The 26,097-nt window shown below is 71.6% G+C and carries 23 protein-coding genes, 1 tRNA gene and 1 pseudogene; 14 read left to right on the top strand and 11 right to left on the bottom strand.

The genetic code is table 11. The annotated features are described in order from the left end of the window. From AC5P09_RS33990 to AC5P09_RS33980, 3 genes are all read left to right on the top strand, one after another. Nucleotides 1–183: nucleotidyl transferase family protein (locus AC5P09_RS33990; protein WP_493877556.1), on the top strand; the 183-nt coding region annotated here is incomplete at its 5' end. A 171-nt stretch (nucleotides 184–354) separates the two neighbouring features. Next, nucleotides 355–2,475: a SpoIIE family protein phosphatase gene (locus tag AC5P09_RS33985; protein WP_493877555.1), complete on the top strand. Its 2,121-nt coding sequence runs from the start codon at nucleotides 355–357 to the stop codon at nucleotides 2,473–2,475. Between the two features lie 111 nt (nucleotides 2,476–2,586). Continuing rightward, nucleotides 2,587–3,567, top strand: coding sequence for an SDR family oxidoreductase (locus tag AC5P09_RS33980; RefSeq protein WP_493877554.1), 981 nt, complete (start codon nucleotides 2,587–2,589; stop codon nucleotides 3,565–3,567). Nucleotides 3,568–3,667: 100 nt separating this feature from the next. Here the strand turns inward: AC5P09_RS33980 and AC5P09_RS33975 are convergent, their stop codons facing one another. The 3 genes and pseudogenes from AC5P09_RS33975 to AC5P09_RS33965 form a co-directional block, all read right to left on the bottom strand. After that, nucleotides 3,668–3,913, bottom strand: a complete 246-nt coding sequence (locus AC5P09_RS33975) for a hypothetical protein (RefSeq protein WP_493877553.1) — start codon at nucleotides 3,911–3,913, stop codon at nucleotides 3,668–3,670. Nucleotides 3,914–3,938: 25 nt separating this feature from the next. Then, a pseudogene (locus AC5P09_RS33970) lies at nucleotides 3,939–4,583 on the bottom strand (cytochrome P450); the annotation flags it as partial. 140 nt (nucleotides 4,584–4,723) lie between these two features. Further along, complete coding sequence (locus AC5P09_RS33965; RefSeq protein ID WP_493877552.1) at nucleotides 4,724–5,032, bottom strand: hypothetical protein; 309 nt, start codon at nucleotides 5,030–5,032, stop codon at nucleotides 4,724–4,726. 180 nt (nucleotides 5,033–5,212) lie between these two features. Between AC5P09_RS33965 and AC5P09_RS33960 the strand changes: the two genes are divergently transcribed. From AC5P09_RS33960 to AC5P09_RS33950, 3 genes are all read left to right on the top strand, one after another. Further along, on the top strand, nucleotides 5,213–5,659 hold the full coding sequence (locus tag AC5P09_RS33960; protein ID WP_493877560.1) for an SPW repeat protein: 447 nt from the start codon (nucleotides 5,213–5,215) through the stop codon (nucleotides 5,657–5,659). 201 nt (nucleotides 5,660–5,860) lie between these two features. Next, nucleotides 5,861–6,871 carry a DMT family transporter gene (locus tag AC5P09_RS33955; RefSeq protein ID WP_493877551.1) on the top strand — a complete coding sequence of 337 codons (1,011 nt, stop codon included), beginning with the start codon at nucleotides 5,861–5,863 and terminating at the stop codon, nucleotides 6,869–6,871. A 66-nt stretch (nucleotides 6,872–6,937) separates the two neighbouring features. Then, nucleotides 6,938–7,588 carry a hypothetical protein gene (locus AC5P09_RS33950; RefSeq protein ID WP_493877550.1) on the top strand — a complete coding sequence of 217 codons (651 nt, stop codon included), beginning with the start codon at nucleotides 6,938–6,940 and terminating at the stop codon, nucleotides 7,586–7,588. Here the strand turns inward: AC5P09_RS33950 and AC5P09_RS33945 are convergent. The 5 genes from AC5P09_RS33945 to AC5P09_RS33925 all read right to left on the bottom strand — a co-directional run bounded on the left by AC5P09_RS33945 (nucleotide 7,582) and on the right by AC5P09_RS33925 (nucleotide 15,057). After that, nucleotides 7,582–8,724 carry a sulfite oxidase gene (locus AC5P09_RS33945; RefSeq protein ID WP_493877549.1) on the bottom strand — a complete coding sequence of 381 codons (1,143 nt, stop codon included), beginning with the start codon at nucleotides 8,722–8,724 and terminating at the stop codon, nucleotides 7,582–7,584. The two genes, AC5P09_RS33950 and AC5P09_RS33945, sit on opposite strands and share 7 nt — an antisense overlap. 208 nt (nucleotides 8,725–8,932) lie before the next feature. Further along, the gene (locus tag AC5P09_RS33940; protein ID WP_493877548.1) at nucleotides 8,933–10,342 is read right to left on the bottom strand and encodes a Cys-Gln thioester bond-forming surface protein; all 1,410 of its coding nucleotides are present in this window, start codon (nucleotides 10,340–10,342) and stop codon (nucleotides 8,933–8,935) included. 271 nt (nucleotides 10,343–10,613) lie between these two features. Next, nucleotides 10,614–11,078 (bottom strand): single-stranded DNA-binding protein, encoded by a 465-nt coding sequence (locus AC5P09_RS33935; protein ID WP_493877547.1) that lies wholly within the window; start codon nucleotides 11,076–11,078, stop codon nucleotides 10,614–10,616. 277 nt (nucleotides 11,079–11,355) lie between these two features. Next, nucleotides 11,356–13,446 (bottom strand): YfjP family GTPase, encoded by a 2,091-nt coding sequence (locus AC5P09_RS33930; RefSeq protein ID WP_493877546.1) that lies wholly within the window; start codon nucleotides 13,444–13,446, stop codon nucleotides 11,356–11,358. A gap of 3 nt (nucleotides 13,447–13,449) precedes the next feature. Further along, the gene (locus tag AC5P09_RS33925; RefSeq protein WP_493877545.1) at nucleotides 13,450–15,057 is read right to left on the bottom strand and encodes a dynamin family protein; all 1,608 of its coding nucleotides are present in this window, start codon (nucleotides 15,055–15,057) and stop codon (nucleotides 13,450–13,452) included. 324 nt (nucleotides 15,058–15,381) lie between these two features. Between AC5P09_RS33925 and AC5P09_RS33920 the strand changes: the two genes are divergently transcribed. From AC5P09_RS33920 to AC5P09_RS33890, 7 genes are all read left to right on the top strand, one after another. Beyond that, nucleotides 15,382–15,454: transfer RNA gene (locus tag AC5P09_RS33920), tRNA-Arg, on the top strand. 201 nt (nucleotides 15,455–15,655) lie between these two features. Further along, complete coding sequence (locus AC5P09_RS33915) at nucleotides 15,656–15,925, top strand: type II toxin-antitoxin system Phd/YefM family antitoxin (RefSeq protein ID WP_362937903.1); 270 nt, start codon at nucleotides 15,656–15,658, stop codon at nucleotides 15,923–15,925. Then, nucleotides 15,915–16,373: a type II toxin-antitoxin system VapC family toxin gene (locus AC5P09_RS33910; protein ID WP_362937906.1), complete on the top strand. Its 459-nt coding sequence runs from the start codon at nucleotides 15,915–15,917 to the stop codon at nucleotides 16,371–16,373. The genes AC5P09_RS33915 and AC5P09_RS33910 overlap by 11 nt, the downstream gene beginning before the upstream one ends. Nucleotides 16,374–16,530: 157 nt before the next feature. Continuing rightward, nucleotides 16,531–16,959 carry a VOC family protein gene (locus AC5P09_RS33905; RefSeq protein WP_493877544.1) on the top strand — a complete coding sequence of 143 codons (429 nt, stop codon included), beginning with the start codon at nucleotides 16,531–16,533 and terminating at the stop codon, nucleotides 16,957–16,959. 773 nt (nucleotides 16,960–17,732) lie between these two features. Continuing rightward, the gene (gene ettA / locus AC5P09_RS33900) at nucleotides 17,733–19,397 is read left to right on the top strand and encodes an energy-dependent translational throttle protein EttA (protein ID WP_493877543.1); all 1,665 of its coding nucleotides are present in this window, start codon (nucleotides 17,733–17,735) and stop codon (nucleotides 19,395–19,397) included. 4 nt (nucleotides 19,398–19,401) lie between these two features. After that, nucleotides 19,402–19,842: an acyl-CoA thioesterase gene (locus AC5P09_RS33895; RefSeq protein ID WP_493877542.1), complete on the top strand. Its 441-nt coding sequence runs from the start codon at nucleotides 19,402–19,404 to the stop codon at nucleotides 19,840–19,842. Further along, nucleotides 19,839–20,540, top strand: coding sequence for a DUF8185 domain-containing protein (locus AC5P09_RS33890; protein WP_493877541.1), 702 nt, complete (start codon nucleotides 19,839–19,841; stop codon nucleotides 20,538–20,540). The genes AC5P09_RS33895 and AC5P09_RS33890 overlap by 4 nt, the downstream gene beginning before the upstream one ends. A 23-nt stretch (nucleotides 20,541–20,563) precedes the next feature. Here the strand turns inward: AC5P09_RS33890 and AC5P09_RS33885 are convergent, their stop codons facing one another. Beyond that, nucleotides 20,564–22,030 carry a GntT/GntP/DsdX family permease gene (locus AC5P09_RS33885; RefSeq protein WP_493877540.1) on the bottom strand — a complete coding sequence of 489 codons (1,467 nt, stop codon included), beginning with the start codon at nucleotides 22,028–22,030 and terminating at the stop codon, nucleotides 20,564–20,566. 154 nt (nucleotides 22,031–22,184) lie between these two features. Here AC5P09_RS33885 and AC5P09_RS33880 point away from each other — a divergent pair, with 154 nt between their 5' ends. Beyond that, nucleotides 22,185–23,819, top strand: a complete 1,635-nt coding sequence (locus AC5P09_RS33880) for a transposase family protein (protein WP_493877539.1) — start codon at nucleotides 22,185–22,187, stop codon at nucleotides 23,817–23,819. A 61-nt stretch (nucleotides 23,820–23,880) separates the two neighbouring features. Here the strand turns inward: AC5P09_RS33880 and AC5P09_RS33875 are convergent, their stop codons facing one another. Beyond that, the gene (locus AC5P09_RS33875) at nucleotides 23,881–24,849 is read right to left on the bottom strand and encodes an ABC transporter ATP-binding protein (RefSeq protein ID WP_307674922.1); all 969 of its coding nucleotides are present in this window, start codon (nucleotides 24,847–24,849) and stop codon (nucleotides 23,881–23,883) included. 294 nt (nucleotides 24,850–25,143) lie between these two features. Further along, nucleotides 25,144–26,097, bottom strand: a 954-nt coding sequence (locus AC5P09_RS33870; RefSeq protein ID WP_493877538.1) for an FtsX-like permease family protein, incomplete at its 5' end; no start/stop codon positions are given.

Below are 26,097 nucleotides of genomic sequence, written 5' to 3'. Positions count from 1 at the left end.
CCCGAGCGGCTGCTGGCCGACCTCCGCCCGCAGGTCTGGGTGAAGGGCGGCGACTACTCCGGCGCAGACCTGCCCGAGGCCGCGTTGCTCGAGGAGTGGGGCGGCCAGGCGGTGCTGCTGCCGTACCTGGTCGGCCGTTCCTCGACCGCGCTGGTGGCACGGGTGCGGGAAGGGGCCCGCTGAGCGGTGTGCGAGCGCCTGCGTTGGACGGCGTGCCGACCGCTGCCCAGGGGCGTAGCGTCCTCGTAGGGGCGAGTCCGGGTACGTCCGGCGTGCGGGTGCCGTACCCCGAGGGGAGCGGAGGGCCGCCCCCCCGGCCGGCCGCGAATCTCCCCGCGATGCTGGAGGTGCCTCGTGACCAGCGCGGGTGATCCGGCCGCCGACAACGGCGAGTTGGATGCCGTGTTCGCGGAGACGGTGCGCCGGACCGGCGCGTCCATCGGCGCGCTGTACCTGCTCGCGCCGGACGAGCAGCTGTTGTGGCTGGACGTGCTGTGCGGGGCCCCGGCCGAGTTCGCCGCACCGTGGGCGAGGGTGCCGATGGCCGCTCCGGCACCGGTGGCCGTCGCGGTCCGCGAGGACCGGATGGTGTGGGTGGGCAGCCAGGAGGAGATGGCCCGCTCCTATCCGCGCACCGCGATGGTCCTTCCGTACCCGTTGGCGTTGGTCGCCGCGCCGGTCACCGGCGTCCGCCGGAGGGGCGTGCTGCTGCTGATGTGGCCGGCCACCCGGCCGCCGTACATGACTGGCCGGGAGCGGGGGCACATCGCCTCCCGCTGCCGCCGCCTGGCCCGGCTGCTGGAGGAGGCCGTCGGGCGCGACAGGCCTCCGGCCGACGGCGAGGGGCCGCGCGTCGTCCCCGTTGGGACCGGCCGCCGGTCCGCGAGCCCGGCGATGGCCGCCGCCGATTTCGTGGAGCGTCTGCCCGGCGGAAGCTGCGCCCTGGACCTCGAGGGGCACTTCACCTATCTCAGCTCCGGTGCCTGCGACCTGCTGGGATGCAAGGCCGGCGGGCTGCTGGGCACCTTGCCGTGGCAGTCCCTGCGTTGGCTCGACGACCCCACCTACGAGGACCGCTACCGTGCCGCGGTGCTCAGCCGCGAGCCCGTCTCGTTCACCGCGTGCCGCCCACCGGACCAGTGGCTCGACTTCCATCTCTACCCGGACGCCAGCGGCATCAGCGTCCGTATCGTGCCCAGCGGTGCACAGCCCCCGCCCTCGCCGGCGTCCGCCCGGTCCCCGCACACCGTCACGCCGTCCCGCGCGGGCCGGCTCTACCAGCTCACCCACCTGGCGGCCGCGCTGACCGAGGTCGTCGGCGTCCAGGACGTCATCGACCTGGTCGCCGACCAGATCATGCCCGCCTTCGGAGCCCAGGGCCTGGTCCTGTCCACCGCCGACGCCGGCCGGCTGCGGATCACCGGATACCGCGGCTACGCCGCCCACACCATCGAGCGTCTCGACGGCCTGCCCCTCGACACCGACCTCACACCGGCCGGGCACGCCCTCAGCAGCGGCATCCCCTCGTTCTTCGCCGACCCGGAGGAGATGCGGCGCATCTACCCCGAGGCACCGCTGATCAGCGGCAAACAGGCCTGGGCCTTCCTGCCGCTGATCATCTCCAGCCGGCCCGTCGGCTGCTGCGTCCTGTCCTACGACCATCCCCACGCGTTCCCGGCCGAGGAACGCGCCGTCCTGACGTCGCTCGCCGGGCTCATCGCGCAGGCCCTCGACCGGGCCCGTCTCTACGACACCAAACTCGAGCTCGCCCACGGCCTCCAGCAGGCACTGCTCCCGCGCACCCTTCCCCACGTCACCGGCCTGCGGGTCGCCGCCCGCTACCTGCCCGCGACCCGGGGCATGGACATCGGCGGAGACTTCTACGACCTGATCCGGCTCGGCGACACCGCCGCCGCGGCCGTCATCGGCGACGTCCAGGGCCACAACGTCGCCGCCGCCGCCCTGATGGGCCAGGTCCGCACCGGCGTCTACGCCCATGCTTCCCTCGGCACGCCCCCGGACCAGGTCCTCGCCAGAACCAACCGGCTCCTCACCGACCTCGCCCCCGACCTCTTCACGAGCTGCCTCTACGCCCACCTCGACTTCGCCCGCCGACGCGTGACCCTGGCCAGTGCCGGCCACCCGCCACCCCTCCTGCGCCTCCCCGACGGCGACACCCGCCCCGTCGACGTCCCGCCCGGACCGCTCCTGGGGATCGACCCCGACGCCGCCTTCCCCCTCACCGAGATCCCGCTCACCCCGGGCCTGATGCTTGCCTTCTACACCGACGGCCTCATCGAGACCCCGGGCGTCGACCTCGACGACTCCATCGCCCGCCTCGCCGACCATCTCGCCCACGCCGACGACCGGGACCTGGACCTGCTCATCGACGACCTGCTGAGGAAGGCCAGGGCGACCGGGCAGCGCACCGACGACATCGCACTCCTCGTGCTGCAGGACGAATCGGACCGCTGACGGCGGAGGCGACTCGGCGGTGCCGGGTACCCGTCCAGAGCTACAGAGCTACAGAGCTACAGAGCTGGAGAGCTACAGAGCTGGAGAGCTACAGAGCCGAGGAGGTACGGGATGGGACTGCGAAACCACGTGGTGGTGGTGACCGGAGCGTCCAGCGGGATCGGACGGGCCACGGCCGAGGCGTTCGCGCGCAAGGGCTGCGCCGTGGTGCTGGCCGCGCGCCGCGAGGAGGCACTGGAGGCGACCGCCGAGGAGTGCGGGAAGCATCGGGGGGCACGGACGCTGGTCGTGCCGACCGACACCACGGACGCGGGAGCGGTCGAGAACCTGGCGCGGCGAGCGGTGGAGGAGTTCGGCCGGATCGACGTCTGGGTCAACAACGCGGCCGTCAACGCCTTCGGCCGTTTCGAGGACGTGCCGCTGGAGGACTTCCGCAAGGTCCTGGACGTCAATGTGATGGGCTACGTGCACGGGGCCCGAGCGGCCCTGCGGGTGATGCGGGAGCAGGGTACGGGCACGCTGATCAACATCTCGTCCATCGCAGGCGCCGTCGCCCACCTTTACAGCCTCCCGTACAGCATGTCCAAGTACGCCGTACAAGGACTCGGATCGTGCCTGAGGCAGCAGCTGCGGGTGGAGGGGTTGAAGGGCATCCATGTGTGCACGGTGATGCCCGCGACCATCGACACCCCGCACTTCGAGCAGGCGGCCAACTACACCGGGCGCAAGGTGATCGCCATGCCGCCGGTCTACAGCCCCGAGCGGGTCGCCCGGGCGGTCGTGGACCTCGTACGCCACCCGCACCGCGAAGTGGTGGTCGGTCCCGCGGGCCGCGCGCTGGTGCGCCAGGCCCGCATGGCACCGGGGCTCGCGGAGCGGGCGATGGCCCGGGAGGCGGACAAGAGCCATCTGTCCCACGACGAGAGTGCCCCGGCCACGCACGGCGTGCTGCACGTCCCTGCCCCCGGAGAGGGCGCCGTGCACGGCGGCTGGCACGGGCGGCGGCGCACCGCGATGCGCAGGACGGCCGTCGCCGCCGCGCTCGCGGGAGCGGCCGTGACCGCCGGGCGCCGGGTGAGCCGTAGCCAGTAGGGGCCAGTCCAGTAGGGGCCAGTAGGGCGCCGGAACGGCACCTGGCCGGGAGCGGGTTGCCGAGCGGTTCGTCCTACGGTCCGCTCGGCAACCGTCGTCCTCAGCCGCCCTGCTCCCTCACGGTCGCGTCAAGGGCGGCAGCCACCGCCTCGGGGTCGTCGGGTGCCGACCGGTCGGTGCCCAGGCGTTCCCTGAGATCCCGGCCGGACACCACCGGCAGCGCGCCGCGACAGCGGTCCGAGTCCAGCTCCGGCGCCGGGACCACTTCGGCCCGGCCGTGGAGCAGGACCAGCACGGCGTCGTCCTCACGGTTGAGCAGTTCTCGGACATGATCGCCAGTGATCATCGGCTCGAGTCCCCTTCCTGTGCCGTCAGTTCGCCGTCCGCTCGGAGCGATGAGCCGACGCCGGTACACGGACCGCCTCGACCGCCTCGACCGCCTCGATCACGAATCCGCTGGGTACGCGGGCCGGTATGCGGTTCAGCGGAATCCTCAGATCCTGTTCGGGCACGTCGTACGCCAGCCGGGCCAGCCGCGGCACGAGGGTGCTCAGCAGCGCGATCGTGACGTCCTCACCGGGGCAGCGGCGACCGGTGGCACGGTCGCCACCGCCCTGCGGAACGAGTTCGTCGCGCTGGGGCGGCCGGTCCAGGAAGCGCCGCGGTTCGAAGGTGTACGGATCGTTCCAGAGGTCGGGGTCGTGGTTCTGCCCGTACAGGTCGAGCAGGATCAACGCGCCGGACGGGATCGGTACTCCCCGCCACTCCAGATCGGTGACGGCACGCCCGCCGAGGAAGGGGGCGAAGGGATAGAAGCGCCGCAGCTCGTGGGCGAACGCCACGGCGTACGCGGCATCGTCGTCCTCCTGCAGCCGCTCCCGGATGTCGGGCCTGTGGTGCAGCGCATGACCTGCGTAGGCGACGAACCAGCACACCGCGGCGGTCGGACGGATGACGTTGAGCAGTTCGACTGCGGCCGTGTGCGGGTCCAGGAGCCGGCCGTCGACATCTCGGTTCCCTTGGCCAGGAGGGCGAGTGAGCTGTCGGCGAGCGGAGGGCGTCGACTCTGGTTCATGGCTCCCCGGGTGCCCGGCGGCCTCGGCCGGAAACCCGGCCCCCGGGTCGGCCGGCGAGGGTACCGCCCGCCGTACGGAACTCACGGCCGAGGGTTGGTGCGCTGCCACCGGGGGCGGGCGTCAGCGCCACGGCGTCCGGCGACGGAGGCGCAGCGCGGGCACTGGCGCCGCACCCGATCCGCCGCGCCGCCGGACTCCGGGAAGGTGTCCGGCCAGGCGACGTGCCGGAAGCGGATCAGCTGGGAGCGGCTGAGGGACAGCCCGCAGACGGTCTGGTTCATGCCCGGCTCCCAGGCATGGACCTCGCCGGCGGGCAGTCGGCGCCGACCCTCCTCCTCGTCCGTCCACTGTCCGGAGGCGGCGACGCCGTACTGCTTGACGCGAACCATGGCGTGGCGGGTACCCCGCGCCTCGAGCCGGGAAGCGTCGTGCTCCGGTCGAGCCGGGAACGCGGCAGGGAACCCGGCCGGACGGTTCGACCGGCGGGCGACAGGGGTACTCGGAGTTCTCCACAAACCGGCCGGAACTTCCCGGAGGTGATGGGAGTGACAACCTCTCCCAGGTCGTCGATGGAAACCCATCCCGACATCGTCGCCATGCGCAACCGTCATGAGATGGCGGAGCGCGCCACCAGCACACCCGCGGCACAGGCCATCGAATCCCTGGCCTTCCTCACCGGCGTGTACCTGGCGGCCTCCCCGTGGATCGCGGGGTTCAGCAACCTGACCGCGCTCGCGGTCAACAACCTCGTTGTCGGCATCGCCTACGCGCTGTTGATGAGCGGAGGCTTCGGCCGCGCCTACGAGCGGACTCACGGCATGGCGTGGGCCGCCTGCGCACTGGGTGCGTGGACCGTGGTCGCGCCTTGGGTCGTGTCAGGTGACGTCAGCACCACCAGGACCGTCGTGAACAACGTCATCATCGGAGCCATCGGCTTCCTGCTGGGTCTGGCCGCCAGTGCCATGGCCAACGAGAGGCGGTCGTCGCGGGCCGGACGCGGTACGTCCGCTCCGTAGACCGCGGCTGAGGCGTCCGCCTTCCTCCCTCTGCCCCTGCCCGGACCGGCTGCCCCGGTCCGGGCAGGGGCGCGTTCGGCACCAACAAATAAAGAAACGCTTGCGTTTCTATCGGGATGGCCGTAACTTACCTGTACGAAACCGTTTCGTATCGGAGAGGGGCCGGACGATGCCGAGCAGCAGCAGCGCGCAGGCCTCGTGATGACGGCCTCCCCGATGTTCCTGGCCCTCGCCCTCTCCCTGGTCTCCGCCGTCTGCTACGCCGCGGCCGCCGTGGTCCAGGAGCGGACCGCCGCGGGTACGGCGGATCTGCGCGGCGCGCTCGCCCGCGGCTCCTGGTGGTGGTCCGTCGTCCTCAACGGCACCGGCGCGCTGTTGCACGTGGTCGCCCTGCGGTACGGGCCGCTGACCCTGGTGCAGCCGCTCGGTGCGCTGAGTCTCGTGGTGGCAGTGCCCCTGGGGGCGCTGATCGCCCGCCGCCGGACCTCGGGCACGCAGTGGCGCGGCATGGCGCTCACTCTCGCCGGGCTGATCACCCTGCTGACCGTCACCGCCTCCGGTGGCGCGCCGGACGACTCGCTGCGGACCGGCGAGGTTCTCGTGGTCGCGGTCGCCGCCGTCGGCGTCATCGCGGTGCTGGTCTCCTTCGCCACGGGCCGCACCGCCCGGGCCGGCCTCGCTTTCGCGGCGGCCTCCGGCATCGCCTCCGGGGCCGGTTCCACGCTGGCACAGAAGCTGGCGGTCGGGGCGACGCCGTCCTGGAGTGTGGCGCTGGTGGCGGTCCTGACCGCCGGGTTCGCCGTCGCCGGGGTGCTGCTCGCCCAGAAGGCGTACCGCAGGGGCCTGGGCGGCCCGCTCGCGCTGCTCACCCTCGTCAACCCCCTCACCGCGTCCGCCGTCGGCATCAGCCTGCTCGGCGAAGGCTTCCAGTACGGCGGGACCGGCATCCTGCTCGCCCTCGCCGGTGCCACGGCGGCCGGCTGTGGCGTGATCCTGCTGAGCCGCCCCCAGTCCGGTCAGGACGCTCTTCCCGCCCACTTCAAGGGTGGCGTCGACAGGCCGAGCGCGCCGCGCCGGACGACAGTCCGGGCAGCCGCGCCTGGCCTGCGGCCCGCCCGCCTGTTCCGTTCCACGCTGCCGTCCGCGCTGCCGTCCCCCGGACGGGTGGGCGCGGTCACCACCGACATCACCGGCATGAGCCGGGCACTCTGAGACGAGACGGAGACCATGACCGTGACCACTGCGACTGTGACCACTGCGCCTGTGACCACTGCGGCTGTGACCACTCTTCAAGGCACCCTTCGGACGACCGTGCGCGCGGCGGGGCTGGTGGATGTGCCCGCCGTGGTGCGCCTGTTCGTCCCGCCCCCGCCCTCGCCCCCGCCCTCGCCCCCGCCCTCGGTCCCGGACAACTCCGCGGTCGACTGGGAGCAGGCGCAGCGTGCGATGCGGCTGATGCTGGCCCACTACGCGCTCGAAGAGGGCCAGGTGTGGGTGGCCGAGCGTGCGGACGGCAGGCTTCTCGCGGCCGGCATCTGGCTGCCGCCGGACACCGAGACCGAGCCCCCCGACACGCGGTTCAGCGGCCTTCTCTCCCGTGAGCTCGCCAACGGCCCGCAGGACCGCCCCGTCCTTCCCGCGGGGCTGAGGGAGGCCGGGCCCGCCGGGCCGCACTGGAAGGTGGTCATCGCAGGCGAACTGGACGACACCAGCGCCTGGGACCACACCGTGGCCGCCGACCTGCTGGCCCCGGGGCTGCGCGCCGTCGACGACCAGGCCGCCACCGCCGTCGCGATCACGGTCTCCGCCCGCCATGCCGACCAGTTGCGGCCGCTCGGGTTCCGTCGGCCGCGCGAGGTCCACCCCGTGCCGGGCGCGAGTGTATGGCTGACGACCCGTCAGCCCATGGGGGTGACCAGCACTCACTGAGGTGCACAGAGCACCGTGATGCGCTGAACCGCGTTGTTGCCGAAGCCGCCGCGGTTCCAGGGCTGGGTGACCGGCTGGGTGTCGCCCGCGGCATCCGTGGCGCGGGCGGTCAGGACGTGGGTGCCGGGGACGGCCGTCCAAGGCGCGTGCCAGTGGCGCCAGGACCAGGAGTGGCGGTGCGCCGGGGCGAGTTCCGCCTCGTGCCAGCTGTGGCCGTCGTCCGTGCTGACCTCGACCTTCGTGACGGGAGCGCGGCCCGACCAGGCGCGGCCCTCCAGGTCCAGCGGGCCGGGGCGTACGACCCTGGTGCGGGACATGAAGTCCGGGAAGCCGGGCGGGATCATCAGCGCCCGGGGCGCGATCCGGGTGACCGGGGTGCCCATCTCGTCGGGGGACTGGCGGTAGCGGTACGCCACCGTCTGCTGGAAGCCGGTGAACGGCGTGTCGGTGAGGGTGATGTCGCGCAGCCACTTCACATGGGCCATGCCGTACCAGCCGGGGACCACCAGGCGCGCGGGGTGCCCGTGCTGCGGGGGGAGCGGGGCGCCGTTCATCTCGTACGCGACCAGGACTTCCGGGTCGGTGGCCATGGCGTCGACGAGGGGCAGGCTGCGCTCGTAATCCTGCTCCACGCCGCGCTCCACGCCGTGGTCGGCTCCCGTGAAGACCGCTTCTACGACGTCCGGTTCCACGCCGGCCTCGGTGAGCAGGGTCCGCAGCGGTACGCCGGTCCAGTCGGCGGTGCCGACCGCCTCGACCAGCCAGGGCTGGCTCACGGGGCGCGGGGTGAGCCGGGCCCGGCCGTTGCCCGCGCACTCCATGGTCACCCGGTGGGTGACGGCAGGGAAGGAGCGGAGGGCCGCAAGGTCCAGGGCCAGGGGCGTACGGACCCGGCCGCGTACGGTCAGCGTCCACGCGGAGGCGTCGAGGACCGGCATGTCGTAGTGGGTCAGGATGTAGTGCAGCCCGGGCGGTGTGACGTCGTAGTGCAGGGCCTCGAGAGGAAGGCCGTGGTTGCGGGCGGCGAGGGAGAGTTCCTCGTGACTGATGCCCTCGCCGGGGTCGGCGACGCGCCCCGGTGTGCTGATGTCATCCAGTGATCGGGATGGACCCACCTGCTCCGTGCGACTGTCCATGGCTCCATCGTCCTCCCGGCAACCGACCGGGACACCCCCTCGGCACCGCCCGCGCCCGTCGGACCTCTCTTCAGGGCAGCTGGTGGATCGGTGCGGACGGCGTTGCGATCAAGGTCCGTAACGCGAGAAGTGTTCACGGGTCCCCTGGTTGCCGTACGGCGCTGGCTGCTGACCGGTGCGGCTCAGTGATCGTCGGTGCCCGACAGGCCTAGTTCTGGGTCGGCTTCTTCCTGCCCACCAGCAGCAGGGCCGCGCCGCCGATCACCACGAGGGCGATGGCCGTGCCGGCGATCATCGGGGTCGCGTTGGAGCTGCCGGTCTCGGCGAGGTTCACGTCACTGGCGGTGCCGCCGACCGTCGCCGGGCTCGGCTCGCTCAGGGTCTGAGTCGCGTCGCCGCCGGCCTCGCTGCCCTCGGTCCGGCAGTCCAGGACGCCGTTGAAGCGCTGCGCGAGGCCGCCCGGGCCCCTGATCGTGAAGTCGTACGCCTGGTCCTCCTGGAGTGGGATCGTCACCGTCCGGGACTCGCCCGCCGGGATGCTGTGCTCGATTCCCATGAGCTCGAAGGCGAACGCCTCGTCGCCCACGTTGGCCGCGGTGATGTCCAGGCCGCCCTCGGCGCAGTTCTTCGCCGAGGACAGTGCGGGTATGGCGCCCTGCTTCGCCCAGGTCGCGCTCGCCGTCGCCGAGACCGTCGACTCGCTGGAGCCCGCCAGGATCTGGGTCTGGCTGCGGCTCTCGGAGGTGAAGGCGCGGCCGACGGGCACGGTGGTCGACGCCTGCACGGTCAGTTCGGCCGAGCCGGCCGCCGCATCCTCGGGGACGTCGATGAACAGCTGGCTGCCGTTCACCGCGGAGGTGATGACCTTGCCGTCCTTGCCGACGATCCGCACCCCGCTGGTGGCGGCGTCCGCCGGTGGCGTCACCGTCACGCCGGCCGCGTTGGTGTGCACCGTGACCGGGCCGAGCAGCTCACCGGGGTGACCGGAGACCGCGGGCGGGTCGAGCGTCAGGGACGCCGCAGGCTCCGCCACGTTCCGGGCGCTCTTCTCCAGGTGGTCCGCGAGCTTCTCGGCCTGCGGGTCGACGGCGTCGACGTCCGCGTCGTCCGAGTAGCGCCAGATGGCCACCTGGGTGCCGGCCGCCGCGTCCTCCTCGCTGAGGCCGCCTCGTACCCCTGCCGCCGCCGCGAGCGCCGCGAGATCGTTGACCTGCGGGTAGGAGTTCTGCAGGATCCAACGGATCTTGCCGGCGTTCTTGTTGGCGCCGAGCGAGGTGCCGCTCCACGGGGTCTCGTGGTACTTGGCGTCCCGCTGCGTGGGGTTGTGCAGGTCGACGCAGTAGGTCTGCAGCGTGCCGCCGCCCTCGACGGACATCTCGAACAGGCCCGCCGACACCGTCAGGTCCCCGGCGGCGTCGTGTATGACGGCATCGCCGTACGTCTTCAGGCCACCTATGGTGGCGGTCGCCCCGCCCTGGTTCTGCGACGTCTCGTCGGCGGACGCCGGGCCCGCGCCGGTCAGCACAGCGGCGGCGAGGAGCCCGGACACCAACGTGGCGGCGGCGAGGCGGGCCACGCCTCGCCCGCGCACCGACAGCGCGGAGAACGAAGAAAACACAGAATTCCCCTTCGAGCAGGACCCGTTGACGTGGGGGCGCGGTCCCACCAGCAGAAACAGAAACCCCGAGAGCTACGCTCGGCATCCTAGGTACCTGGCGCACCGCGCTTCCCGGGGATGCTGTCGGTCAATCGATCCGACTCGGAATCGTTATCGCCAAGACCTCTTCCGAGCAGGGCTTATCGACAAATCCACAGGGATCGTTCGGTGCGCATTCGCCGATAAGCCGCAGTTCGGTCAGGCTTCGGCGGGTGACCGCGGATGGCTGACGTCACGTCACCGCGGCTGGTTCCGGCTGCCGTTGGGTGTCCGGCTCCGCGGGCGGTGTCTCCCAGCTGGGCTCGGGCTGCGCCGGGGCGCCGACGGCCCCCGTCTCCGGCTTGGGCGTGCGCCGGAAGGCCGCGGTGCCGCGCGCGAGATCGTGGCCGATGGCCAGCGCGTCGATGTCGGCCGACGTCCAGCTCTGCCCCTCGCGTACGTCCGAGCGGACCTTCAGCCTGCCCTGCACGACGACGGGGTCGCCCACGTCGAGCGACGCCATCACATTGGTGGCGAGCTGCCGGTTGGCCCACACCGTGAAGAAGTTGGTGTGGCCGTCGGTCCACACACTCTTCTCGCGGTCCCAGTACCGCGAGGTCACCGCCAGCCGGAAGCGCGCCGACGCCCCCGACGCCAGCTCCCGGAACACCGGCCGCGTCGCCACGTTGCCCACCGCGCAGATGACCGTCTCGTTCATCTCGAACCCCTCCCTCACCCGGCCGTTCACGCCGGTCGGACACGCCTACGGGCCCGTCCCGTACGGCTGCGTCTGCCGCGGCGACCGCGTCCGTCACGATCGCCGCGCAGCCAGACTGCCTCCGTCGGGCCGAGCCCGCTGAGCGCTGTGGACCATCCCCCGGCTGTGGAAAACTCCGCCACCCGAACGAGGGACCCGCCCCGCCGAGGGACCACGAGACACCTGAGCCACCCGGGGCACCCCAAGCGCCTCCCGGCATCAAGCCCCCGAGCCGGGATCACCGTGCCGCGGCCACCCCCATCACCCGCCCGTACTGCTCCCGAACCTCCCGGTACCGCAGCAGCTCCGCCGCCACCGGATCCAGCACCCGTGCCCGCCCGCACCCGGCGGACGCCTCTCTGAGCCGCCGCTCCGCCTCCAGGCCGTACCGCCGCGCGGGCCCCCGCGCCGCCATCCGGCAGCTCCACTCGACCAACGGGCCGCCGACGATGCCCGCCACCATCAGCAGCACCGGCACACCCAGGTTCGGCGACATGAACCCGATGATCTGACCCAACAGCCACAGCCCACCGATGACCTGAAGGATCGTCATGGACGCCTGGGCGAACACGGCCGCCGGCCACCAGCCCGGCCGCGGCGGCCGCCCCGGCGGCAGTCCCGCCCGCGCCGCCAGCTCGTCCAGCGCCTCGGGCAGCCCCTGCGCACCGCGTACGGCGGCCTCGCGCACCGCCTGCCCCCAGGGCGCGGGCAACCCGGCCGACGCCCGGTCGGCCAGCGTCCGTACGGCCTGCTCGACCCGCTGGCGGGCCGTGGCCTCGTCGTCGGCCTGGGCGCGCAACGGCAGCCGGCCCGTGGACGGTTCGAACCGGTCCTGGTACCACCGCCACAGCCGCAGCCAGGGCGTCCCGCACGCGCGGTTGGCGTTGCGCAGCCACGCGCGCTCGGCCGCCTCGCCCGCCGCGATGGCACCCACCGCCTCCGCGAGCCGGGCGGCGAACTCGTCCCGCGCCTGCTCGCTGAGCCCGGTCCGCCGTCCGGTCGCGTAGACGGGCCGCAGCCGCCAGCCGGCGGCGTCCACGTCGGCCGCGATGCGCCGGGCCGCGGCCCCCCGCTCCGTCACGAACTGGCCGAGCGCCTCCCGCAGTTCACCGATGCCCTCCCCGGTGAGCGCGGACAGCGCGAGCACGGTCGCGCCGGGTTCGCCGTACTCGCCGAGCGCGATCCCGTCCTCGTCGAGCAGCCGCCGCAGATCGTCCAGGACCTGCTCGGTGGCCTCCCCGGGCAGCCGGTCGATCTGGTTGAGGACGACGAACATGACCTCCGCGTGCCCCGCCATGGGCCGCAGATAGCGCTCATGAAGGATGGCGTCGGCGTACTTCTCCGGATCGACGACCCAGATCACCGCGTCGACGAGCGCCAGCACCCGGTCCACCTGCTCGCGGTGCTGTACGGCGGCCGAGTCGTGGTCGGGCAGGTCGACCAGGACGAGCCCGCGCAGCTGCGCCTCCGCCTCGGCGCTCTGCACCGGGCGCCGCCGCAGCCGCCCCGGGATGCCGAGCCGGTCGATGAGGGTGGCCGCGCCGTCGCTCCAACTGCACGCGATGGGCGAGGCGGTGGTGGGCCGCCGTACGCCCGTCTCCGAGATCGTCACTCCGGCGAGCGCGTTGAACAACTGCGACTTGCCGCTGCCGGTCGCACCCGCGATGGCGACGACGGTGTGCTGCCCTGACAGCCGCCGCCGCGCGGCCGCCTCGTCGAGGACCCGGCCGGCCTCCGCGAGGGTTCTGCTGTCGAGCCGCGTGCGGGAGAGCCCGACCAGTTCACGCAGCGCTTCGAGCCGCGAGCGCAGCGCTCCGTCGTACGCCAGCTGGGGCACGGGCTGCGGAGTGGACGGCCGGGTCTCCACGACGGCGACGTGCTGCGCGGCGGTCTCCTCGGTGACCCTTCGCGCGATGAGTCCGTCGTCCCAGGGCCTGTCGGAGTCCGTACGACCGGACGCGCCCGTACGGCTTGAGGAGTCGTCGTCGTCCTTCACGCGTGCGTGCCGGTCGCCGGAGGGGCCTCCCTCGGGCTGCTCCTCGCGCTTGGGCTCCCCGGAGTCCTCGGGTTGGCTGGATTCCTCGGGAGCCGCTTTGTCGGCGGGCTCGTCCTCCGTGGCCCCGCCGTCCGAATCGGCCTCTGCAGGGCGTTCGTTCGCGGAAGTGCCCTCTTCGGAGACGGTGTTCTCCGGACGCTCCTCCTGAGAACCCGCGGCGCCCGCGTCCCCCGCATCGTCCGCATGCTCCGTGTGGTCAGCGTGCTCTGTGTGGTCGGCGTGCTCTGTGTGGTCGGTGTGGTCCGTGTGGTCCTGGTCTGTGACGGCGGTCACCGGTCACCTCTCCTTCTGCAGTACCGACAGCGCGGCGATGAGTTCGGCCTGCGGTTCGGGGTGGACGTCGAGGGCGTCGAGCGGGGCGAGGCGGCGCTCGCGTTCGGTGTGCATGATGCGGTCGAGGTGGTCGGTGAGCAGCCGTCCGCCGCGGTCGCGCAGCCGCAGCGCGCCGTGCGCGCCGATCCGCTCGGCGAGCCCCTCGCCCGCCGCCCGTGCCCGGCGGCCGCCCAGCAGCACGGTGGCGACGACGGCCGCGACGACCTCGGGGTCGGGCGCCACGCTCCGGTCGAGGGCGGCCACCTCCTCCTCGGCGTACTCCTCGAGCTCCCGCCGCCACCGCCGTACGGCCAGTCCGATGCGGTGCTCGGCGCTCTCCGAGGAAGGGCCGCGGTCCATCAGCTCCGGGGCCCCGGCGGCCGGTTGGCGCCGCCAGGCGTCGTCGACACGCTCGTCGGCGGCGGTGACGGCGCACAGCAGGAGGGCGCCCAGGCTCTCCACGAGGGCGTCGAGGAGCTCCTCGGCGGTGCAGTCGAGCGGGAAGGCCCGCCAGCGCTTCAGGGCGTCGCCGGCGAGCACGGCACCCGCCTGCAGCCGGCCCCGTACGCGCGCGTGCTCGCTGTCGTACGCCCCGTCGACGGCGGCGGTGAGCCGTAGTGCGGCCGCGTACTGTGCGGCGGCGGCGCTCGCCAGTTCGGGCATCCGGGCCTTGAGCGAGTCGAGGACGCCGTACGCGGTACGGGCCAGCGTGTGCTGTCGGGCCGCCTGGTCCTGCGCCTGATGCAGGAGCCAGGTCCGCAGCGGCGCCACGGCGGTGCCCGGCAGGAGCCCGCCGCCCCACGCCGACTCGGGCAGCTCCGGCACGGTGAAGCGGGGTACGTCGCCCAGTCCGGCCTTGGTGAGCAGCGCCCCGTACTGGCGCGAGACCTCGGAGACGACCTGGTGGGGCACCCGGTCGAGGACGGTGACCAGGGTGGCGTTGTACTCCTTGGCGGTGCGCAGCAGATGCCAGGGCACGGCGTCGGCGTACCGGGCCGCCGTCGTGACCATGACCCAGATGTCGGCCGCGCAGATCAGTTCGGAGGCGAGGACGCGGTTGTCGGCGACGAGGGAGTCGACGTCGGGCGCGTCCAGGAGGGCGAGGCCGGGCGGGAGGGTGTCGGCGGTCTCGATGCGCAGCACGCGCGCGGGGTTCTCGCCGGGCAACAGGAGTTCGTCCGCCGGTTCCTGGTGGGGCACCCACACGCGCGTGAGGTCGGGCAGCACCCGCATCCCGCTGAACCAGTGATGATCCTCCGGATGGCAGACCAGCACGGGCGTCCGGGTGGTCGGCCGCAGGACGCCCGCCACGCTGACCCGCCGCCCCACGAGCGAGTTGACGAGCGTCGACTTCCCGGCCCCCGTGGAGCCCCCGATGACGGCCAGCAAGGGTGCTTCGGGTTCCCTCAACCGGGGCACCAGATAGTCGTCGAGCTGGGCGAGCAGTTCGTCGCGGTTGGCACGCGCGCGTGGAGCCCCCGCCAGGGGCAGCGGGAAGCGTGCGGCGGCGACACGGTCGCGCAGGGCGGAGAGTGCGTCGAGCAGCTGAGGCCGTACGTCCAAGGTCACCACATGCGAAGAATGCCCAATTTTAGGGGAATTCTGAAGCATATGAGCATGTCTGCGCGCCGACAGAACACAAGGGACGGAAGGGACGACTGGGACGCGGCCACAGTCCAGGCATAACGAGTGCACAACACCCGATGCGCAAGTAGCCAAAAGCGATGCACGATTCGTACCTGCCTGCGATTATCAGGACCGCTTCACCGAACCTCCACATCGAGCCGCGGAGGCGAAGCAGCAGGGACGAGGACGCGGGAGCCCTATCCTTGTCCCCGGCAACGTCACGGCACGGCCCACACCCGGGCACACCCACGACAGAGGCCACCACACCCGGCCCCCGTAGCTCAGTGGATAGAGCAGGCGCCTTCTAAGCGCTTGGCCGCAGGTTCGAGTCCTGCCGGGGGCGCACACAGCCTCTCACCTGCGGAAACGCGTGAGGGGCTCTTTCATGTCCGGATGCACATCGCTCTGTGAGCAAGCGCCTTCACCTATGCGCGACCGTGGATACGGACAAACCGTGCGTCGTGGCGGCAATGACTGGCGCACGCAAATCCATACCCGAAGCACGGCGTAGCACCGAGTGGCACAGCTCGCTATCATCGGCAGCATGACAGCGCAGCCCGAGATCACTCAGCGCGATCTGCGCACCCGCTCCAAAGAGATCATGGATGCCGTCCAGGGAGGACAGGCGTTCACCGTCACCCGCGACGGGCACCGCGTCGGCGAGCTGATCCCGCTCCGCCGTCGCCGCCGCTTCGTTCCCCGTGCCGAGTTCGCGTCCATGTCACGCACTGCCCCTGACATCTCGCTGGACGCCTTTCGCGACGACCAGAACGCCGTCGTCGAGCAGGAGTTGGACGACCCGTATGCCCGTTGAGCACGAGCAAGGCCTGCTCGATACCAACATCATGATCCTGCGCAAGTGGATCGACGCCGACGAGTTGCCCGCCGAGATGGCCATCAGCGCCATCACCCTCGCGGAACTCTCCGCAGGCCCCCATCAGGTACGCGGCAGCGACGAGCAGAGCGACTACGACGAACACGCCGAGCGGGCCCGCCGTATGGATGTCCTGCAGCGCGCCGAGAATGAGTTCGACCCCATCCCCTTCGACGTGGAAGCGGCCCGCCTCTACGGCCGAATCTGCGCCGCCGTCGTCTCCGCAGGCCGCAAGCCCCGTCGCCGTGTGGCCGACCTGATGATCGCCGCCATCGCGGCCGCCGAGGAGCTCCCCCTCTTCACCACCAACCCCGACGACTTCAAGGGCCTCGGCGACTTGATCACCATCGTGCCCGTCACCCGGCCCGACATCCTGCACGACCGGTAGTACCCCGTCCGCCCCGCGCTGCGCCGGAAGCCAAGGTGGTGCCACTCCCGGTCGCGGACACCACCGCCCGTCACCAACGCACGTCACGCCAGACCTCGATCTGCACGGAGACGGCGCCCGGAGCCGCGGTGCCGGCACGCGCCCATACAGTTACCCGATGACGCCGATCAAGAAGTTCCAAGTCACCTTCGACTGCGCAGAACCCGAGCGGCTCGCTCGTTTCTGGTGCGAGGTGCTGGGGTACGTCATACCGCCGCCACCGGCTGGGTTTGCCACTTGGGACGATTTCAAGCGCTCGCAGCCAACTGAGCAGCGAGATTCCTGGTTCGCCTGTGTCGATCCCTCAGGTGTGGGCCCGCGGCTGTACTTCCAGCGTGTCCCCGAGGGGAAGGCCGCCAAGAACCGGGTGCATCTTGATGTGCGGGTCGGCACCGGACTCGTGGGGGAAGAGCGCCTCGCCGCACTTGAGGCGGAATGCGCACGACTGGTCCCGCTCGGTGCGGTGCACGTGCGCACGCTGTACGACGGCAATGATTCGTGCATCCCGATGCTGGACATCGAGGGCAACGAGTTCTGCATCGACTGAGAGGCCGCGAACGTGCCTTCGCCCCGTCCCCATGAGCCAGGGCGAGGCACGAGGGGCCGTCATCAGCCAAAGGTCCCCCGGAAATGACAGCAAGCGCTTTGACGGCATTCGTTCCCGAGCGACCAGCGAAGACGCAGGTGAGCACATCGCTCAACCCCTGACACCTTCTGAGCGCTTGGCCGCAGATTCGAGTCCTGCCGGGGGCGCCAAGTGTCCGCCCTCCTTCGGGAGGGCATTTCTGCAGTTCCCCTTTGGCGCGATCCCTGCCGTGGAGTGGACGACGCTGGTCGGGACGGGACTCGGGGCTGTACTGGGAGTGGGGGCCACGCTGGTCGGCGAGCACGTGCGGTGGCGGCGCACCATCCGGGACACCAGGCTGCAAGATCGCCGGAACTTGTACGTGGACTGTCTCGTCTCCCTACGGTGATGTCGGCGATCGATGCGTCCTGTCACTCGCTGCGAGACGTACGCGAGATACGCGCTTCCGGTAGCTCACTGACGTCAGCGAGCTATCAGACGGCAAGGCAGGCCCATGGAGACGCGACCCGGGCTGCCCGTGTGGTTCTTCGGCGTGAACCGAGTGCGCTGGACATCTGACGTGGTGTCCCGCAGCGGCCGGCGACGACAACCAGTGACAGGCCGACTACTCGCGCGGCCGGTGAACGTGCAGGTCACGCGTCCCCGACCGAACGCGTTTCCTTCGAGGGGTAGCCGTCAGGCAAGATGGGGTGTATCTGCCCACTGCCAGAATTCAAGCTGCCGGACGGTTTCTCTTGGCTGAGTACATCTACACCATGCGCAAGACGCGCAAGGCGCACGGCGACAAGGTGATCCTTGACGACGTGACGCTGAGCTTCCTGCCCGGCGCGAAGATCGGTGTGGTCGGTCCGAACGGTGCCGGTAAGTCCACCGTTCTCAAGATCATGGCCGGGCTGGAGCAGCCGTCCAACGGTGACGCGTTCCTGTCCCCCGGCTACTCCGTCGGCATGCTGCTCCAGGAGCCGCCGCTCGACGAGTCCAAGACGGTCCTGGAGAACGTGCAGGACGGCGCCGCCGAGATCATGGGCAAGCTCAAGCGCTTCAACGAGGTCGCCGAGCTCATGGCCACCGACTACTCGGACGCGCTCATGGAGGAGATGGGCAAGCTCCAGGACGACCTGGACCACGCCAACGCGTGGGACCTGGATGCCCAGCTGGAGCAGGCCATGGACGCGCTGGGCTGCCCGCCCGGCGACTGGCCGGTCACCAACCTCTCCGGTGGCGAGAAGCGCCGCGTCGCGCTGTGCAAGCTGCTGATCGAGGCCCCCGACCTGCTGCTGCTCGACGAGCCCACCAACCACCTGGACGCCGAGTCCGTGCAGTGGCTGGAGCAGCACCTCGCGAAGTACGCCGGCACCGTCGTCGCCGTGACCCACGACAGGTACTTCCTCGACAACGTCGCCGAGTGGATCCTCGAGCTGGACCGCGGTCGCGCCCACCCCTACGAGGGCAACTACTCCACGTACCTCGACAAGAAGGCCTCCCGCCTCAAGGTCGAGGGCCAGAAGGACGCCAAGCGCGCGAAGCGGCTCAAGGAAGAGCTCGAGTGGGTGCGGTCCAACGCCAAGGGGCGTCAGGCCAAGTCCAAGGCGCGACTGTCCCGTTACGAGGAGATGGCCGCCGAGGCGGACAAGATGCGGAAGCTGGACTTCGAGGAGATCCAGATCCCGCCGGGCCCGCGTCTGGGCAGTGTGGTCGTCGAGGTGAACAACCTCAGCAAGGCGTTCGGCGAGAAGGTTCTCATCGACGACCTCAGCTTTACGCTGCCGCGTAACGGGATCGTCGGGATCATCGGCCCGAACGGTGCCGGCAAGACCACCCTCTTCAAGATGATCCAGGGCCTGGAGACGCCGGACTCCGGCGAGATCAAGGTCGGCGACACCGTCAAGATCTCGTACGTCGACCAGAGCCGCGAGAACATCGACCCGAAGAAGTCGCTGTGGGCCGTGGTCAGCGATGAGCTGGACTACATCAATGTGGGACAGGTGGAGATGCCTTCGCGCGCCTACGTCTCCGCCTTCGGGTTCAAGGGTCCGGACCAGCAGAAGCCGGCCGGTGTCCTCTCCGGTGGTGAGCGCAACCGTCTCAACCTCGCGCTCACCCTCAAGCAGGGCGGCAACCTGCTGCTCCTCGACGAGCCGACCAACGACCTCGACGTGGAGACGCTGGGCTCCCTCGAGAACGCGCTGCTCGAGTTCCCGGGCGCGGCTGTGGTCGTCTCCCACGACCGGTGGTTCCTGGACCGGGTGGCCACGCACATCCTCGCCTACGAGGGTGACTCCAAGTGGTTCTGGTTCGAGGGCAACTTCGAGTCGTACGAGAAGAACAAGATCGAGCGGCTCGGACCGGATGCGGCTCGTCCGCACCGCGCCACCTACAAGAAGCTGACTCGGGGCTGATCTCTTGCGGCACATCTACCGCTGCCCGCTGCGCTGGGCGGACATGGACGCGTACGGCCACGTCAACAACGTGGTCTTCCTCCGCTACCTGGAGGAAGCCCGTATCGACTTCCTGTTCCGCCCGGAGAAGGACTTCAAGCAGGGGTCCGTGGTGGCGCGCCATGAGATCGACTACAAGCGGCAGCTGGTCCACCGGCACACACCGGTGGACATCGAGCTGTGGGTCACGGAGACAAGGGCGGCGTCCTTCACGATCATGTACGAGGTCAAGGACCCGGACCAGGTCTACGTGCGGGCCTCGACGGTGATAGTGCCGTTCGACTTCCAGGCGCAGCGGCCGCGCCGGCTCACCGCGGAGGAGCGGGAGTTCCTGGAGGAGTACCGGGACGACGCCTCTGAGGCCTCCGACGAAGACGAGGACGAGGGCGAGGCCGTCGCCGCATGACGGTGCTCCACCTCGCCGACGAAAGGGAGGCGGCGGATCTCGCGGCCTTCCTCTCCCGGCTGCTCCACTACGACCGTGGAGCCGCGGTACGCCTCCAAGGAGCCGGCACCGCACTCGCCGTCTTCGGACGGCCACCGTCCTTCGAGGTGCTCGCGATCCGTACGGTGCGGCTCGGCAAGCCGTACGAGGACGGACTCGACGTGACGCTGGACGTGACCGTGTCCGCGGGTGAGCTCCTGGAGTCCATCGACGAGGCCGCGGTCACCGCGGGCGTTCCGGAGGCGGTGACCGGGCCGCCGTGGGCCGGGGTGCTGCCGCCGCGCGGTGGCTGGCGGGTGGAGCCGGGGCTGCCGGCGCCGGACGCGTTGCGGGCCATGGTCGCCGCCGTGATCGCCGAATTCCGGTCCCGTACGGACGAGTTGGCGCCCGAGGCGCGTACGAGGGCCGAACTCGACCGGATCGGGCGGGAGATCTGGTCCCGGGCGGTCGGGGACACCGGGTTGCCGGTGCGTGCCGTGCACGCCGCCCAGTCGCTGGGGTTCCTGCGTCCGGCCGTGCCCGCCGCCGACATGAGTGCGCCCGATGAGACGCCGCTGGCGCTGTTCTCGTCGGGCGCATGGCTCAGGCTGCGCACGCCGTACGGGTCGATCGCCGTACGCAGGGCGGGACTCGGGGCGCTGGACGTCAGCGTCCGCTGACCCGGCTCCACCGGCGGCCACCGCTACACCAGCGGCCACAGGGCGGCGGTCAGGCCGAAGCCGAGGACGCCCATGACGGTCGTCAGGACCGTCCAGGTACGCAGGCCCGAGGCCACGTCCAGGCCGGCCAGCTTGGTGAACATCCAGTAGCCCGCGTCGTTGATGTGCGAGACGGCGAGGCCGCCCGCGCCCATCGCCAGGGCGACCAGCGAGAGTTGGCCGGTGGACAGGTCGGCGCGCTGCAGGAGCGGGGCGAGGATGCCCGCCGTGGTGATCAGCGCCACCGTGGCCGAGCCCTGGGCGGCACGCAGGGCCAGCGCCGTCAGGAAGGCGAGGACGAGCGCGGGCAGGCCGCTGCGGTCCAGTACGTCGGCGATCGCGTCGCCGATACCGCTCGCCACCAGCACCCTGCCGAAGACCCCGCCCGCGCCCGCCACCAGGATCACCATCGCCACCGGCGGCAGGGCCGACGTCATCACGCTCGCGATGTGGGCGCGGTCCCAGCCGCGGCGGGCGCCGAGGATGTACGCGCACAGCGCCACGTCGATCAGCAGGGCCACCATGGGGGCGCCGAGGACGGTGAGGACGGCACGCGGTGCGGAGCCGTCGGCGAGGAGGTTCTGGCCGAGGGTGCCGGCGAGGATCAGCAGGATCGGGGTGACGATCAGGGTGAGGACCGTGCCGAAGGAGGGCGGGCGGCCGGCCGGGGTGGTGGTCGTCGGGGCCGGCTTGGTGAGGACGGTGGTGCCGTGGCCGTCGTCGGCCTGGGGAGTGGCACCCCCAGGCGCTTCAGGTGTTCCAGGCGCTTCAGGCGCTTCAGGTGTTCCGGGCGCTCCGGTGGCTTCGAGGGTGGTCTCCTCGCCGTAGATCTCAGCGTGCAGGTCCGGGTCCATCGGGTATTCGCGACGGGTCATGCGGCGGGAGATCAGGTAGCCCAGCAGGACCACGACCGCCGTGACCGGGATGCCCATGAGCAGGACCAGGCCCTGGTCGGCGCCGATGGCCTGGGCGACGGCTACCGCGCCGGGGTGCGGGGGCAGGAAGGCGTGCACCGTCAGCATCGCGGCGCCCATCGGGAGGGCGTAGACGAGGAGCGGCTTGCGGGAGGCGCGGGCGACGCCGTACGCGATCGGCATCAGGATGATCAGGCCGACCTCGAAGAAGACCGGGATGCCGAGGACGAAACCGGCGACGGTGAGCGCGAGCGGGGTGCGCTTGGAGCCGAAGCGGTCGATGAGGGAGTGGGCGAACGCGGCGGCGCCGCCGGAGAGTTCGACGATCCGGCCGATCATCGCGCCCAGGGCGATGATCGTGGCGATGTGGCCGAGCGTGGAGCCCATGCCGTCCTCGATGGTCTTCACCAGGTCGGCGGCCGGGACGCCCGCGGTGAGGGCGACGCCGATGGAGACGACGACCAGGGCGACGAACGGCTGGACCTTGGCGCGGAGGATCAGCAGCAGGAGGGTGGCGACGCCGGCGGCGGCGATCATTCCGCTGCGTCAGGGGGTTCCTGCGGCCTGGGGTGTGTTGTGGACCTTGGCTCTCGGGAGGGGAACGGGAGTTCTTGGGTCGAATGGGTGACCTTTGCGGAGGCTGCTCGTTGACTGCCGTGACGGGGCTCTTCGGCCGGGCGGGGGTGAACGGGTGAGCGCACTATGGAAGTTGGCGGCGTCGTTCGTGGTACCCGGCCCGGCCGGGGTGGCGATCCGGGACCGGCTGCGGGTGAGCGAGTCGGATGCGGCGGTCCTCGCCGAGGTCGGGATGTTCCTGGGGTCGCTGGCGGCGGGTGATCTCGCGGAGCGCTCCCGGCAGGGCCTGGCGCACGATGCGGCGGGGTGGGCGGTGCGCAAGCGGGAGCTGACCGGGAGGTCGTCGGCGCGGTGGGCGGGCAGCATCACCAAGGCCACCCATGACCAGTGGGCGCTGGCCCGGCGCGGCCAGGCCGCCCACCTGGCCTGGCTGCACAGGCAGATCGCGTCCATCGAGGCCCGGCTGGCCCGGCCGCTGGGCGCCAAGGCCGACAAGCGGACAGGGCTGGCACGCGGGTATTCGACGCGTGGTGAGTGGCATGCCAAGTCCCGCCGGCTGCACACCCTCAAGGACCGGCTGGCGGTGGTAGAGGCAGACTGGAAGGCGGGCCGGGTGCGGGTGGTGCGCGGCCGCAAACGCCTCGCGAACGCCCGTCACCACCTTGAGGCGGCCGGGCTGGACGCAGCGGCGTGGCGGGAGCGGTGGCGGGCGGAGCGGATGTTCCTGACCGCCGACGGCGAGTCCGGCAAACGGTTCGGCAACGAGACGATCCGCGTCACCGACACCGGCCGACTCTCGGTCAAGCTTCCGGCCCCGCTGGCCCACCTGGCCAACGCCCCGCACGGCCGTTACGTCCTCGACGCGACGGTGGCGTTCCCGCACCGCGGGCAGGAGTGGCGTGACCGGATCACCGCGAACCGGGCGGTGGCGTACCGCACCCACCACGATGTGGCACGCGGCCGCTGGTATGTGACCGCGTCCTGGCAGCGCGCCGCCGCCCCCGCCCTGCTCCTCGACGCGGCCCTCGCCCGGGGGGTGGTGGGGGTGGACATGAACGACGACCACCTGGCCGCCTGGCAGTTGGATGTGCACGGCAACCCGGTCGGCGAACCGCAGCGCTACTTCTACGACCTGACCGGCACCGCGGAGCACCGGGACGCACAACTCCGGCACGCCCTGACCCGGCTGCTGCACCACACCCGCCGCTGCGGGGCCGCCGCGATAGCCATCGAGGACCTCGACTTCACCGACGGCACCAGCCGGGAGAAGCACGGCCGCAATAAACGCTTCCGCCGCCTGCTGTCCCGCTTCCCGACCGCGAAGCTCAGGGCCCGGCTGGTGTCGATGGCCGCCGAACAGAACATCGCCGTCGTGGCGGTCGGCCCCGCCTACACCAGCCGCTGGGGCGCCCAGCACTGGCAGAAACCCCTGACCACCCCACGACGCAAGACGTCCCGGCACGATGCGGCAAGCATCGCGGTCGGGCGACGCGCCCTCGGACATCCGATCCGGCGACGGACGGCACCGCCCCACCCCGACCAGAGTGATCGTGGTGGGCATCGGACCGCCCAGGCCCGACCGGACACCCGCAGGCGTGAGGAAACCCGCCCCCACCTGCCCGGACCGCGCACCGGATGCGCGCCGCCCGGTGGTGGAGCGAAAGCGGGCGACCAGGGTGCCCAACACCGTTCGGGACACCCGGCTGAGCAGCAGTCCTGGCAACAGGACTCACTCCCGCTCAGTCTTTAGGAACGGTGCGTCAATACCCGTGCCGCATTTCTGTTCGGTCACGGGGCGTGATCGGTCGTGCTCAGTCGCGCTCGCTGTCGTCCGGCCATACGCCGATGTGGTCCGGCTCCAGTTCGAGGGCCACGCGGTCGCGCATGCCGAGGGCGCGGGTGTAGTCGGCGGGGAGCTGGAGGCGGCCGGCGCGGTCGAGCATGGCGTACTCGCGGGCGACCACCGTCTCGTGGCCGGTCGTCGCGTCGACCTCGCTGCGGCGCAGGACCTCCGTGGAGGTACGGCCGTCCCGGATGGCGACCGTGCGGCGGACCTCGCCGGCCACCGCCTGGTCGTGGGTGACGATGACGATGGTGGTGCCCAGCTGTTCGTTCGCGGTGCGGAAGGCGGCGAAGACCTGTTCCGCGGTGTGGGAGTCGAGCTCGCCGGTGGGTTCGTCGGCGAGCAGGACCGCGGGGTTGTTGGCGAGGGCCACGGCGATGGCGGCGCGTTGTTGCTGGCCGCCGGACATCTGGTGCGGGCGGCGGTCGCGGCAGTCGGCGATCTCGAGCAGGTCCAGGAGTTCCAGGGCGCGGTCGGTGTGGGCGCGGCGGGACCTGGGGGTGCGGGTGCGGCCGGCCAGTTGCATCGGCAGGGCGGCGTTCTGGGCGGCGGTCAGGTAGGGGAGGAGGTTGCGGGAGGTCTGCTGCCAGACGAAGCCGACGACTTCTCTGCGGTAGGCGAGGCGGTCCTTCGCGGTCATCGTGAGGAGGTCGCGGTCGGCCACGCGGGCGGCGCCGGCGGTGGGGGTGTCCAGGCCGGCGAGGATGTTCATCAGGGTGGACTTGCCGCTGCCGGACGCGCCCACCAAGGCCATGAGTTCGCCCTCCCGGACCAGGAGGTCGAGGCCCTGGAGGGCTTGGACTTCTATGCCGTCCGTGGTGAAGATGCGGACGAGGCGGTCACAGGTGATCAGGGCGTCGTGGCCGTAGGTGGGGCGGTTGCGGTGCGCTGTGGCTCGGTCGGCGAGGTCGGTGAGCGTGGGGTTGGTGGCTGTCATTGGCGGCCTCCTGAGCCGGTGCCCGGGGTGGTTGCGGAGGGGTGGGTCGCGCAGCCCGGCGCTCGCGGGGTGCCGCTCTCTGTGGGTCGGGAGCCGCCCCAGCGGCACGACTGCCCGCAGCTGGGGCGGGTGCGTCGGGGACTGTGACTGGGCCGGCCGGGCCGGGGGACGGCTGCTCGCAGGGGCGGTGGATGCGTCGGCGATCGTCGCTGCGCGAGCCATGCGCGGTGCGTCGGCGACCGTAGCCGCGCCCGCCGCGCCCGCCGAAGCAGCGACAACCGCTGCCGCTGGCGTTCATCGCGCATCCCCCGCTCTCAACTCCCGTACCGATCCCCGCCGTCCCGACCACCACGCCTGTCCCGCCGCCACACCCACCGCCAGTACGAGCACCGAGATCGCCGGCACTGTCAGTGACAGGGTGTCCGTGTGGAGTTCGGCCCTGGTCGGGGCGGTCTGTGTCGAGGCGAGGGCGATGGTCGTCAGGTCGATGCCGGGGGAGAGGAGGCGGATGGCGGCCCAGCCTGTCAGGGTGCCGCCGAGGGCTGCCAGGACGGCTTGGGGGAGAGACTCCAGGATGAGGAGGCGGCGGCCTTGGGCGCGGGTGAGGCCCATGGTGCGGAGGCGGGCCAGCAGGGCGGTGCGTTCGGGGGCGGCGCGCAGGAGGGCGAGGAGGAGGGCCAGGACGGCGTAGCCCGCGCCGGCCGCGACCGCGGTGGTGTAGATGCGTTCGGCGCCGGACTGGAGGGGTGAGTCGACGAACCGCGCGCGTTCCTCGGACCGCAGCTGGATGCCCGCGGAGTCGCCCGCCGCCCGGCGCAGCGCCCCGGCGTCCAGGTGGTCGCCGGTCAGCAGCAGTGCCGTCGGACGGGCCGCGGTGCCGCTCAGCCCGGCGCGGTCCACGACCAGGAAGTGGGCGCCGGAGATCGCCGGGGTGCGGTCCCGGACGAGGACGATCCGGACGGTGACCGTGCTGCCGTCCTCCAGGCCGACCGGGAACGGGCGGGTGCCGTACGTCGCCGCGGTGGCCGGGGAGGCCAGCGCGGGCAGAGCGGGCAGAGCGGCCGAGGCGTCGGCGGCATCGGCGGCACCGCCGTCACCCGACCCCGACTCGCCCTCGCCATCACCCGACCCCGACTCGCCCTCGCCATCACCCGACCCCAACTCGCCCTCGCCGGAACCCGACCCGGAGGCAGGCCCGGACGTCGTCCCGGAATCCGCCCCGGAACCCGTCCCAGCCGTCGTCCCGGA

This window comes from Streptomyces sp. a15 (genome assembly GCF_059026085.1).
Note: the sequence above shows the minus strand (reverse complement) of the source record. Positions and strands in the feature narration are given on the sequence as shown.

What these genes read in the sequence shown, in the direction of transcription:
- AC5P09_RS33885 (WP_493877540.1), bottom strand. Translation starts at nt 22,030, where the DNA reads ATGATCGCCGCCGCCGGCGTCGCCACCCTCCTGCTGCTGATCCTCCGC.
- AC5P09_RS33935 (WP_493877547.1), bottom strand. Translation starts at nt 11,078, where the DNA reads ATGAACGAGACGGTCATCTGCGCGGTGGGCAACGTGGCGACGCGGCCG.
- AC5P09_RS33915 (WP_362937903.1), top strand. Translation starts at nt 15,656, where the DNA reads ATGACAGCGCAGCCCGAGATCACTCAGCGCGATCTGCGCACCCGCTCC.
- AC5P09_RS33945 (WP_493877549.1), bottom strand. Translation starts at nt 8,724, where the DNA reads ATGGACAGTCGCACGGAGCAGGTGGGTCCATCCCGATCACTGGATGAC.
- AC5P09_RS33975 (WP_493877553.1), bottom strand. Translation starts at nt 3,913, where the DNA reads ATGATCACTGGCGATCATGTCCGAGAACTGCTCAACCGTGAGGACGAC.
- AC5P09_RS33980 (WP_493877554.1), top strand. Translation starts at nt 2,587, where the DNA reads ATGGGACTGCGAAACCACGTGGTGGTGGTGACCGGAGCGTCCAGCGGG.
- AC5P09_RS33890 (WP_493877541.1), top strand. Translation starts at nt 19,839, where the DNA reads ATGACGGTGCTCCACCTCGCCGACGAAAGGGAGGCGGCGGATCTCGCG.
- AC5P09_RS33875 (WP_307674922.1), bottom strand. Translation starts at nt 24,849, where the DNA reads ATGACAGCCACCAACCCCACGCTCACCGACCTCGCCGACCGAGCCACA.
- AC5P09_RS33955 (WP_493877551.1), top strand. Translation starts at nt 5,861, where the DNA reads ATGACGGCCTCCCCGATGTTCCTGGCCCTCGCCCTCTCCCTGGTCTCC.
- AC5P09_RS33960 (WP_493877560.1), top strand. Translation starts at nt 5,213, where the DNA reads ATGGAAACCCATCCCGACATCGTCGCCATGCGCAACCGTCATGAGATG.
- AC5P09_RS33910 (WP_362937906.1), top strand. Translation starts at nt 15,915, where the DNA reads ATGCCCGTTGAGCACGAGCAAGGCCTGCTCGATACCAACATCATGATC.
- AC5P09_RS33905 (WP_493877544.1), top strand. Translation starts at nt 16,531, where the DNA reads ATGACGCCGATCAAGAAGTTCCAAGTCACCTTCGACTGCGCAGAACCC.
- AC5P09_RS33965 (WP_493877552.1), bottom strand. Translation starts at nt 5,032, where the DNA reads ATGGTTCGCGTCAAGCAGTACGGCGTCGCCGCCTCCGGACAGTGGACG.